The organism is Psychrobacillus sp. (assembly GCF_056205495.1).
In genome coordinates, this window is the sequence record NZ_JBAEAP010000528.1 from 1 (window position 1) to 9,857 (window position 9,857).

Below are 9,857 nucleotides of genomic sequence, written 5' to 3' on the forward strand. Positions count from 1 at the left end.
GAAGCAAGTGTTTTACCAAAGCTAAGTAGCTATACTTGGGATAAGTGGGATTTACCTGAATACGAAGAGCGCTTAAAAGAGTCTTATACCATCGTACAAGATCTATTTGGTCGATATAAATAAATTTAGTAAAGACGTGAAATCTTATTGATTCCACGTCTTTTAAATTACTGACTAGTTATTTACCAGCATTTTATTTATCGCAAACTCACTTATTCAAAATCGAGCTTGTAATCCTGAGCTTTAATCATTTTAAGTTTACGTGAGAATAAGTATATCAATCCTACATTTAATACAATCGGAAGAATAAGAAAGGTACTAAGCATAATAGTTATATTCTTAAGGTTCCAACCGCCTTCAGCTAGATTAATATAATTTAGTGGCCCTACAAGACCAGATAGGCCAAAGCCTGCACTCATAGGAGTACCTTGTATATTTAAGACACCTGCTAATCCTCCCAATATGGCGGCACTAATAACCATCGGAAAAACAATTTTTGGCTTCATAAAAAAGTTACGCATTTGGATTTTAGGGGAACCAAGTACATGTGCTAATGCAGTCCCTAAATTATTGGCTTTGTAGCTTGCAATTGCCAATCCAACTCCGGTTGCCACTATCCCTAAGTTGGCTGCACCTGAACCAATTCCAGAGAGCATGATAACAGTCGCAACGCCGACCGTCGAAATAGGCGATAAAATAATAAGACAGAATGCAACTGCAATTACTGCGCCCATCACTACCGGCTGTAAGGTAGTCAGATAAGCAATTCCCTCTCCTAACAAGCCAGTAGACTTCTTCATGAATGGCAATAATAGATAACCGATCATTCCTGGAATCATAATAGTAAGTGTTGGTATGAGAAGAATTGCATAGGCTTTTAGTTTATCTCCAATCATTGTCACAAATAATACTGCTAAAGCTGCAGTAACTCCTGTATTAAGAACAACCCCGATCCCATTCAATGCAAAAAGCCCGTCAGCGGTTTTCATGACTGCTCCACTACCTACCATTGCTGCTAGCCCAACGCTAGCTGTCTGAATAGGAGTTAGTTTAAAAGTAATACCTACCATAATCCCGATTAAAATTGAAAGCATACTCATTAAGTAAACGGTTATATCAAATAATGGCTGTAAAAACGGAAAATGTGGTATCAATAGTTTTAATATCTCTCCAAGTAAAGCATTTGGTATGAGAGCTACAACAATTCCAATACTCATCCCAGTGAGTAATTTACTCATAAATTCTTTCATTTCTCTTTCCTCCATCCTTACAGATTGGTGTTAATTATAAAAACTATTCAGAATAGGGTCAATACACTTTATTACTTTAAAGTGATATATAACAAAAGTTAATCATTTTATTACTATTTTTTAATAATAAAATGATATAAAAAATCCCCTAAACTGTAGTTCAGGAGATTAAGGTCTTTCCGTATAGTTAATATTTATTGATTCACATAAAACAACTTAAATAGAATTTCTCTTTGGGGAACGTCTAATTCCTCAAACTTTTTCAGAAAGGCTTTTTTATCATATTTTACATGATGGATTAATATAGATGGTTCGTTAGTGGAAACATCAATAATTGCATAAGGAGCTGTAGTATCTTTGGATACCCCCAAAGCACCAGGGTTTAAGAAAATTTGTTTTTCATTTGAAAAAAGATGCTGTGGATGATGGTGACCAAAGCAAATAATATCTGCAGGATAGGTAGAATACATTTTCTCCATATTTTCTAAAGTACCTTCTAAGATACTATGAAAAGGTTCTTCCTTAATATGAGCAGATCTTTTTTCTTCTTCAATATGATAATGGATGCCGAGTATACGAATACCTTTTAAATTTTTTTCCAGTACACGTGGGAGGCTTGTAAGTCTTTCGATATTTTTCTGACTTAACTGATTAGCAATCCATAAATGATGTTCGAACGTATGACTATAGCTTTTCGGATGTCCCTCCCCTTTTTTGAGCGAAAGTATGGCTTCATCATGGTTCCCTGTAATCATATGGATATCTGGTCGAGAAAATAATAAATCTAATACTTCGTTCGTATCAGGACCCATGGCAATCATATCACCAAGGCACCAAATCTCATCAATGTCTTGTTTCGTATCGATATCATGTAATACTGCTTTCAAAGCGAGCTCATTTCCATGAATGTCTGTAATGATGGCAATTTTCATAGCTATTATCTCCTATATATCATTAGTTACTTGCTTCTTTTTGATTATACCAAATGGGTGAGAAAGGAAATTTTACATAGATAAAAAATAAATTAAATTGAATCCAAATAGTTAACAAAAACATGTTAGAATAAGTATATTCCAAAAATTTACTGAATATTTAAGTAATGTAATGTGAAGGAGGTATGGCTCATTGAAATCTAATTTAATCATATTAGGAGTAAATCATGCTTATCAGCTTGTTTCTAGAGAGTGTCAACCTGCCGTTTATCGCGCATTTTTTGATAGAGTAAATCCAGATTTAATAGGGATTCAAAGAACCCCTGAAAAATATGCACGTATGGATTTACAGGAATATGCTTACGAGCAAAAAGAAATAATACTACCTTATGCACTTCAAAAAGGCGTACCTATTTTTCCGTTTGATTGGAATGCATCTTCGAGTGATCAACTATTAGCATACGGTATAAATGATAGTGATCAGCCAGCCTTTTTTAGAGGAGAAAACTCCTTCAAAAAATTCGCTTCCTTTTCAAATTTAAAGGAAGATTTCTTTTACTCAGAACGCAAAGAAGTTATAAAACAAAATAATGAATGGATACAAACGAAATCATCAGGGGAAAAAGATTTTGCGAGACGATTATTTCAGTATAGAACATATATGCAGGCGATGAGTATTAAGTCAATTGCTGAGAGTCATCCAGGAAAAACTATATTAATAATAGTTGAGCATAAGCACAAGGTAGATATTGAAAGTATATTATCCAATAACTCTTTCATAGAAATTATACAGCCATCTAAATTTGGTTATCCAACTAATGAGGAAATTAGTCAGCACAAAGAAATTAAAGACGCTTACGCCATATGTTCCTTTAATATACTAGGTTTGCAGGCTAATCATGAAATAGATATGCAGTGGGTAGAAGAAAATCTAGATACGTTAAGAGAACATGATTATACAAGTGAAGTAAAGCTGTTAGAAGTTAAGCTAGAGCTTTTAAAGGAAACAATCACTGATACCGAAGCTATTAAAAGATATATTGAGCTAGAGAAGGGGTTAAACTACTACCAACGCTTTACCTATACAGGTGTAAAAGATAAATCTAGGATTGACTCTTATTTCGATCCTTTTGGCAATTTATCGGTAAAAAATAGATTACGAGTTGAACTTGGTAAGAGCTTTTATAATATAAAGCAGCAGGACAAGGTTCAGGTCTTAAAAGAAGAAATACTTAGTATGAGTAGCTTAACCATCTTCCAGGAAAAGCAGCTTGAAGCCTATTGGAATATGTATATTTCCACGGTTTAAAAGTTATAAAATGGAGGACAATCTAATGTTCATGTTTAACTCGACTCAGCAAAAAGAAGAATTCAAAGAAAGTCTGCAACAAATTAATATTGTGCTTAGAAAGCTTGAAAAATATGTAAATATAGATATCTTCTCTTTTGAACAATTAAACAAATTGCAGTTGGGCTACAGTTAGGCTCGGAAGGAAAGAGGATGGTCTCAGGAAATAGAACGAACCATCCTCAAGTGATGCATATAAATATTAGTGGTTAAGTTATTTCACATTTTTAGAATCCGAAACAGGCTTACGTTTATGTTTAATGAGTTTTATAACGTAATAAAGAGCAATAGTCACAAAAATAATGCTTAGAATCAAATATTCATCTAAATCAGAGGATAAGATGCCAGCAGGGATTAATGCAAGGATAAAGAAGTATATGAAGTTTCCAATAGTAGTAGCAACTGTAAAAGGCAAAATCCGTATCGTACTAAGTCCACCTAAAATATTTACGAGGCTAGTTGGGACGAAAGGAAAGAGTCTTGCTTGGAATACGTAAGCAAAGCCGTTTGCATCTACTTTTTCGATTATTTTCGCATCGAACTTATGAATAATCATGCTTTGGAATATGTAGCGAACTCCGTAAAAGACGATAATAGAAGCAAGAACACTAGTAAACCAGCTCCATAAAAAACCATTTACAAAACCAAACAATGCAATATTTATAGTAATTACTAATATTAGTGGGAAAACAGTAAAAGAGTTTTGTATCACCATGACCAATGCCATAAAAAACAATGCATAAGCAATATTTTTATCAAGAAATGCTTTGGCTTTATCTACATCTCCATCTAAAAGGATACTAATTAGGTCTTGGTTTATTAAGAAAAAGATTATAAGGAACAGAAATCCACCGATTAAAATCCATTGCTTTTGGGAGAGAGTAGTTTTCTTTTTTTTCATAACTCACCTGTTCTTTCTAACTCGAAGTGCTGATATTTTATTATTTCATGGTATCATTCTTTGCCTATTCTCAACACTTTGATGCATCGTTATATTACTATAACTATAACTATATGGAGGTTATTTAATGTCGCATAAAGGATTTAACGCCTACAACCAAGAACAATTTTTCACGAATTACTTTAAGAGGAGAGAACGTTCGGACAGCCCGAATAATGCGATTGAAGGACCGATGATTTTTGAAATGCTAGGAGATATTAAAGGTAAAGCAATACTAGATTTAGGTTGTGGTGATGGCTCATTTGGTAAGGATTTGATACAGAATGGAGCTACTAAATATATAGGTGTGGAAGGCTCCGAAAAAATGGTGGAAGCAGCCAAAGCGAATTTAAATGCGTTAAATGGTGAGGTGATTATGGATACAATGGAGTCATATCCTTACCCAGAAAAAGCGTACGACATAGTGACTTCTAGGTTTGCTATACATTATGTGTCAGATATAAATCAGCTATTCGGCTCTATACATAAAAGTTTAAAGGATAGTGGAAAATTCATATTTAGTGTCCAGCATCCTCTCACGACTTCTTCCTTTTTAAGTAAGCAATCTGGAGAGAAACGTGAGAATTGGATAGTGGACAATTATTTTCTAGATGGTGAAAGAGAAGAACCTTGGATCGATCACATAGTTGTAAAATTTCACCGTACAATTGAACAATATTTTACAGCATTACGAGACAATGGCTTTACTATCTTAGAGTTGCATGAAGGGAATCCTAAGCGTCAACATTTTTCAAGTGAAGAAGAATTTAAAAGAAGACAGAGAATTCCTGTTGTATTAGCCTTTGCCTGTGAAAAAAGTAAATAGTCAAAGGGGTTCAAAACCTCTTGATTGAGATATTCTCCGTGTCATAAGAATTAGATAGCATGAACCAAGTAGCATGAGAATGGAGCCTCCTATGACCACTGCTTTGACGGATACCCAGCTAGCAACTAGTCCGAATAGAAGGACTGCTACTATTTGAACGAAACTAGAAATCATCTCATATAAACTAGTGATGCGTCCCATCATATTAGAATGAATTCGTGATTGGATATATGTCATAAAACCAGTATTGGCGATGGAAAGACTGAATGATAATGCGAAAAACCCAATACTTGCTGCAAAATAGGAAGTTGAGAGACTATAAATAAAATATCCACTTGCTACAAAAAATGTCCCTACACCCATCATTGCTTTAGCTGATAGAAACCTTACCAACAAATTTGTACATATTGCGCCTAATAAAAATCCCAGTCCAGCTATACTAACGAGGGATCCATAGGCAGCATCCGTCAATAAGAGCACCTCCTTTGCAAAAGCAACTTCTGTGGAATCTAATGCTGCAGTTACTAGCATCGTCCCTTGGAAGGTCATATAAATGAAGAAAAAGGACAAGTATTTTTTACTGAAGTTCCAAACAGCATACCAATCTTCTCGCACCTCCTTTACGTGGAGGTGTTTTTTCACCTCAGGGATCGTATTAAGTATATTAGGCAGGAATATAGTCCATATACCGCAGCAAATAAAGATTAATACATTTATTACTAATGAAAATTCAAGTGGTGCAAGCATAAATAATATACCTGCCAGAAAAGGTCCTGTCACAAAGGCTCCCGAATGAACAAAGGTTAACACAGCATTAAACTTGTTTCGATCCTCTTCTGGTAACAATAAAGTCATATAAGTAAATGAGCTTGTTTCAAATATGGCACCTGCCATTTGTATAAATAACACCAGCAAATAGATAACCCATAAGGAATCTACAAAAAGCAGAGAGCCTACGAGAATAGCCCGGATAATATCTAAAAATATCATCAAATGCTTAGTAGAAACACGGTCAATCATACTTCCAGCCCAAGGTCCAATTAACATACAAGCGAAGGGTTTAATTATATATAATCCAGTTACAGCTAATACAGACCCTGTTTTGTCCAAAATAATTAGATTAAGGGCAAGTAAATAAATCCACCCTCCAATGTTAGCTAGTCCGACTACACCTAAATAAAGAGCTCTAACTTTCCGCTTATTCATTTATATTCCTCCCGACATGTTTATTACTACAAATAAAAAAATCCCACCCCCAAGACGATTGTCTTGGGGACGAGATTAACATGTCGTGGTGCCACCCCAGTTTGCCCCATTGTCACCAAAGGAGCCTTTTCAAGTACGGCATAGAAAATGCTTATACTTTAGCTCTATAACAGGAGCACCCGTCACATCATACCCCGTTTTATACGAGTCCTATGTGAAGCTCAGAGGCTTGTTTCAGTAATTCCTTCTTCATCCCTTCTCAGCTACCAGGACTCTCTTTTGGAAGACTTTAAATTACTTACTCTTCTCTTCATCGCATTTAATTTACAATATCATACCATATATTTGGTTAATTTCTAGCTCGGCATATAAAATAGAATAAAAATAATTTAGATTACTCAAACTTTACATGAGAGGAGTGCAATTATTGAAGAAATTAAAGGAGTCTATTCAGCAATTTGCGTTGCCGATGTCCATGGATGAAGATTTAAATCCTTTATTAGAAGCAATTGGGGGAGCTAACATTGTTTTACTTGGCGAGGCGAGTCATGGTACCTCGGAGTTTTATAAGGTAAGAGCTGAAATTTCGAAAAGATTAATAAAGGAAAAGGGTTTTACTTTAATAGCGGTTGAGGGAGATTGGCCATCCACACAGCACATTAATCGATTCATAAAGGGTTATAGTAAGTACTCGGATGCTAAAGAAATGCTTAAGGCTGCATTTGAGCGTTGGCCAACCTGGATGTGGGCCAACGAAGAAATTGCTGAATTTTCTACATGGTTAAAGGACTATAATGGCCATAAGGAAGATAAAATTGGCTATTATGGAATCGATGTATATAGCCTATGGGAATCTTTGGATGAGGTCATTCGATATTTAAAGGAAACCGATCCAAACGGAACGGAATTACAATTTGCACAAAGAGCTATTTCTTGCTTTGAACCATTTAATCGACATCCGGAAACATACGCACTTTCCACGTTAGACATTTCAGAGGCTTGTATAGAAGAGGTATCAAAGCTTATCAAGTCCATCAGAGAACACGAGGATAACTTTAAAGACGAAGGAGAAAATGACTTAAATTTGAAAATAAACGCTTTAGTGGCCCAAAATGCAGAGGAATATTACCGAGCAATGGTTCGAAGTGATGATCTGTCATGGAATGTCCGAGATGAACATATGGTAGAGGCCATTAATGAAATAATGGATTACCATGGAAAAGATGCAAAAATCATTATTTGGGAGCATAATACGCATATTGGTGATGCGTCAGCTACAGATATGAAGGATGCAGGTATGTTGAATGTTGGACAAATCCTTCGTCTTCAAAATAGAAGAGACAATGTATTTGCGTTAGGCTTTGGTACTCATTCAGGAACAGTAATAGCTGCAGATGAATGGGACACCCCCTACAAAAAAGAAAAAGTTCCTCCAGCGAGGAAGGATTCCTGGGAGGATGTGCTCCACGATGCTGGAGGTGGAGACAAGCTATTACTCTTTAATAAAGATAATCGTGCTCTGTTCAATGAGTGGATAGGTCATCGAGCCATAGGAGTCGTTTATAATCCCTCTTTTGAGGCCTATGGTAATTATGTTCCTTCTAAAATAAGTGAAAGATATGATGCGTTTATTTACTTAGAGCAAACAAATGCTTTGAAACCTTTAAAGTAGAAAGTTAGAAGAGGTGATAAGGTCAGTGACTTTACACCTCGTTTTATTTTGTAGTAGGAAAAAAGACAGGTTTTTAGAAAGATATACATTTTGAACTTATTATTTAACTATTTCATGTTAAACTAACAAAAAATAGATAATTTGGAGGTAGAGAATTGAAGGCTTGCAGAAAAGTACTTATTACATTAGTAGCTATCATCTTAACAGGAAGCGCTATATTTGTACCTAATCCGTCCATTTCATCGGTTGAGGCTGCTTCAACCTATACTAGTTTAACGAATAAATTAAATACAATAATGGCAGACAATCGAATGAAAAACGCAACTTCCAGTATTACAGTTCGCAAGGCTTCTACAGGGGAAATCATCTATGAACGCAATGGAAATAAAGGGATTACTCCTGCATCGTCCTTAAAGCTATTGACTGGAGCTACAGCGCTAGAAACATTGGGAGAGGATTTTCGGTTTTCTACTGCTGTCTTAACGAATGGAAAGATAAGTAAGGGTACCTTGAATGGTAATCTCTATCTTAAAGGGCAAGGGGATCCGACTTTATTAAAAAGCCATTTTGATAATTTTGCCGCAGGACTTTCCAAGCAAGGTATTAAGCATATATCAGGTAACCTAATTGGAGATGATACGTGGTATGACAGCGTCGGGTTGTCCTCGGGGATCATGGCTGAGGACGTGCCTTATTATTATGCAGCCCCTATTTCGGCATTGACCTTATCTCCAAATGGAGATTTTGATGCAGGGTCTGTCATTGTGGAAGCTAAACCGACAAGCAATGGAAAAGCAGCCAGAGTAACGCTATCTCCGAATACAAATGTACTAAAGGTAGTCAATAAATCTAAGACAGTCCCTAAAGGAAGTAAAAACACGTTGAAAATCACTCGTGAGGTTGGAGCAAACAAAGTGATTATTACTGGAAACTCTCCTGTAGGAACTTCTGGATCCAAGGAATGGATTGCCGTCACAGATCCAACGATGTATGCACTGGACATTTTCAAGCGATCCTTAGCAGAGAAGGGGATTACCCTTGGGAAGTCTAGTAAATTAGTGAAAGGAAAAACACCAGCTACTGCGAAGACACTCCTTTCAAGAAAGTCACAGCCTTTAAAGGATTTAATCATTCCATTCATGAAGCTGAGCAACAATGTACACGCTGAGATTTTAGCGAAGGAAATGGGAAAAAAGGTTTATGGTGAAGGAAGCTGGGATGCTGGACTTCAAGTCATGCGAGATTATGCTTTCTCTGTTGGTATAGACACATCCCAATGGAAGTTCGAGGATGCTTCTGGACTATCCTACTCCAACAAAATTACGTCAAGAGAGCTTTCACAATTGTTGTATGTAATCAGAAAAGAGCCTTGGTACAACACCTATTATAAGAGTCTTCCTATCGCTGGATCTAAGGATCGCTACGTTGGTGGCACACTGCGCCACAGACTAGGAACAGCACCAGCTGCTGGAAACGTAATGGCGAAAACCGGGAGTCTTAAAAACATTAAAGCACTTGCAGGCTATGCGAAAACAAAGGATGGAGAGCTACTCATATTCACAGTCCTTACAGAAGACAATAAAGCGAGCACGGTACCTTCTATTGACCAAATAGCAACTGCCATAACAAACCACAAATAATACAATTACAGCAATGTTACAGGTGCCTGGCACCCGTAACATT

At 36.2% G+C, this 9,857-nt stretch carries 9 protein-coding genes and 1 other annotated feature; of the genes, 5 read left to right on the plus strand and 4 right to left on the minus strand.

What is annotated here, in order from left to right; all coding sequences use genetic code 11:
• Nucleotides 1-212 precede the first annotated feature (212 nt).
• Together AC06OU_RS14905 and AC06OU_RS14910 are read right to left on the minus strand one after the other, a co-directional pair.
• Entirely contained in the window at nt 213-1,250 is a 1,038-nt protein-coding gene (locus tag AC06OU_RS14905) for a PTS sugar transporter subunit IIC (RefSeq protein WP_475856821.1), read from the minus strand.
• Between the two features lie 194 nt (nt 1,251-1,444).
• Nucleotides 1,445-2,182 carry a metallophosphoesterase family protein gene (locus tag AC06OU_RS14910; protein WP_475856822.1) on the minus strand — a complete coding sequence of 246 codons (738 nt, stop codon included), beginning with the start codon at nt 2,180-2,182 and terminating at the stop codon, nt 1,445-1,447.
• A 193-nt stretch (nt 2,183-2,375) separates the two neighbouring features.
• Between AC06OU_RS14910 and AC06OU_RS14915 the strand changes: the two genes are divergently transcribed.
• Complete coding sequence (locus tag AC06OU_RS14915; RefSeq protein WP_475856823.1) at nt 2,376-3,491, plus strand: hypothetical protein; 1,116 nt, start codon at nt 2,376-2,378, stop codon at nt 3,489-3,491.
• Nucleotides 3,492-3,516: 25 nt separating this feature from the next.
• On the plus strand, nt 3,517-3,666 hold the full coding sequence (locus AC06OU_RS14920; RefSeq protein WP_475856824.1) for a hypothetical protein: 150 nt from the start codon (nt 3,517-3,519) through the stop codon (nt 3,664-3,666).
• A 78-nt stretch (nt 3,667-3,744) separates the two neighbouring features.
• Here the strand turns inward: AC06OU_RS14920 and AC06OU_RS14925 are convergent, their stop codons facing one another.
• On the minus strand, nt 3,745-4,431 hold the full coding sequence (locus AC06OU_RS14925; RefSeq protein WP_475856825.1) for a TVP38/TMEM64 family protein: 687 nt from the start codon (nt 4,429-4,431) through the stop codon (nt 3,745-3,747).
• Between the two features lie 127 nt (nt 4,432-4,558).
• Between AC06OU_RS14925 and AC06OU_RS14930 the strand changes: the two genes are divergently transcribed.
• A complete protein-coding gene (locus AC06OU_RS14930) occupies nt 4,559-5,296 on the plus strand; it encodes a class I SAM-dependent methyltransferase (RefSeq protein ID WP_475856827.1) in 738 nt (245 codons plus the stop codon).
• On the opposite strand, the gene AC06OU_RS14935 is transcribed toward AC06OU_RS14930, so the two are convergent.
• On the minus strand, nt 5,297-6,502 hold the full coding sequence (locus AC06OU_RS14935; protein WP_475856828.1) for an MFS transporter: 1,206 nt from the start codon (nt 6,500-6,502) through the stop codon (nt 5,297-5,299).
• Nucleotides 6,503-6,564: 62 nt separating this feature from the next.
• Nucleotides 6,565-6,825: a binding site (T-box leader), on the minus strand.
• 104 nt (nt 6,826-6,929) lie between these two features.
• On the opposite strand from AC06OU_RS14935, the gene AC06OU_RS14940 reads away from it, so the two are divergent.
• Both AC06OU_RS14940 and dacB read left to right on the plus strand, forming a co-directional pair.
• Complete coding sequence (locus AC06OU_RS14940) at nt 6,930-8,174, plus strand: erythromycin esterase family protein (RefSeq protein WP_475856830.1); 1,245 nt, start codon at nt 6,930-6,932, stop codon at nt 8,172-8,174.
• Nucleotides 8,175-8,329: 155 nt separating this feature from the next.
• The gene (dacB, locus tag AC06OU_RS14945; protein ID WP_475856831.1) at nt 8,330-9,814 is read left to right on the plus strand and encodes a D-alanyl-D-alanine carboxypeptidase/D-alanyl-D-alanine endopeptidase; all 1,485 of its coding nucleotides are present in this window, start codon (nt 8,330-8,332) and stop codon (nt 9,812-9,814) included.
• The last annotated feature ends 43 nt before the right edge of the window (nt 9,815-9,857 follow it).

What these genes read in the sequence shown, in the direction of transcription:
- AC06OU_RS14905 (WP_475856821.1), bottom strand. Translation starts at nt 1,250, where the DNA reads ATGAAAGAATTTATGAGTAAATTACTCACTGGGATGAGTATTGGAATT.
- AC06OU_RS14910 (WP_475856822.1), bottom strand. Translation starts at nt 2,182, where the DNA reads ATGAAAATTGCCATCATTACAGACATTCATGGAAATGAGCTCGCTTTG.
- AC06OU_RS14920 (WP_475856824.1), top strand. Translation starts at nt 3,517, where the DNA reads ATGTTCATGTTTAACTCGACTCAGCAAAAAGAAGAATTCAAAGAAAGT.
- AC06OU_RS14925 (WP_475856825.1), bottom strand. Translation starts at nt 4,431, where the DNA reads ATGAAAAAAAAGAAAACTACTCTCTCCCAAAAGCAATGGATTTTAATC.
- AC06OU_RS14930 (WP_475856827.1), top strand. Translation starts at nt 4,559, where the DNA reads ATGTCGCATAAAGGATTTAACGCCTACAACCAAGAACAATTTTTCACG.
- AC06OU_RS14935 (WP_475856828.1), bottom strand. Translation starts at nt 6,502, where the DNA reads ATGAATAAGCGGAAAGTTAGAGCTCTTTATTTAGGTGTAGTCGGACTA.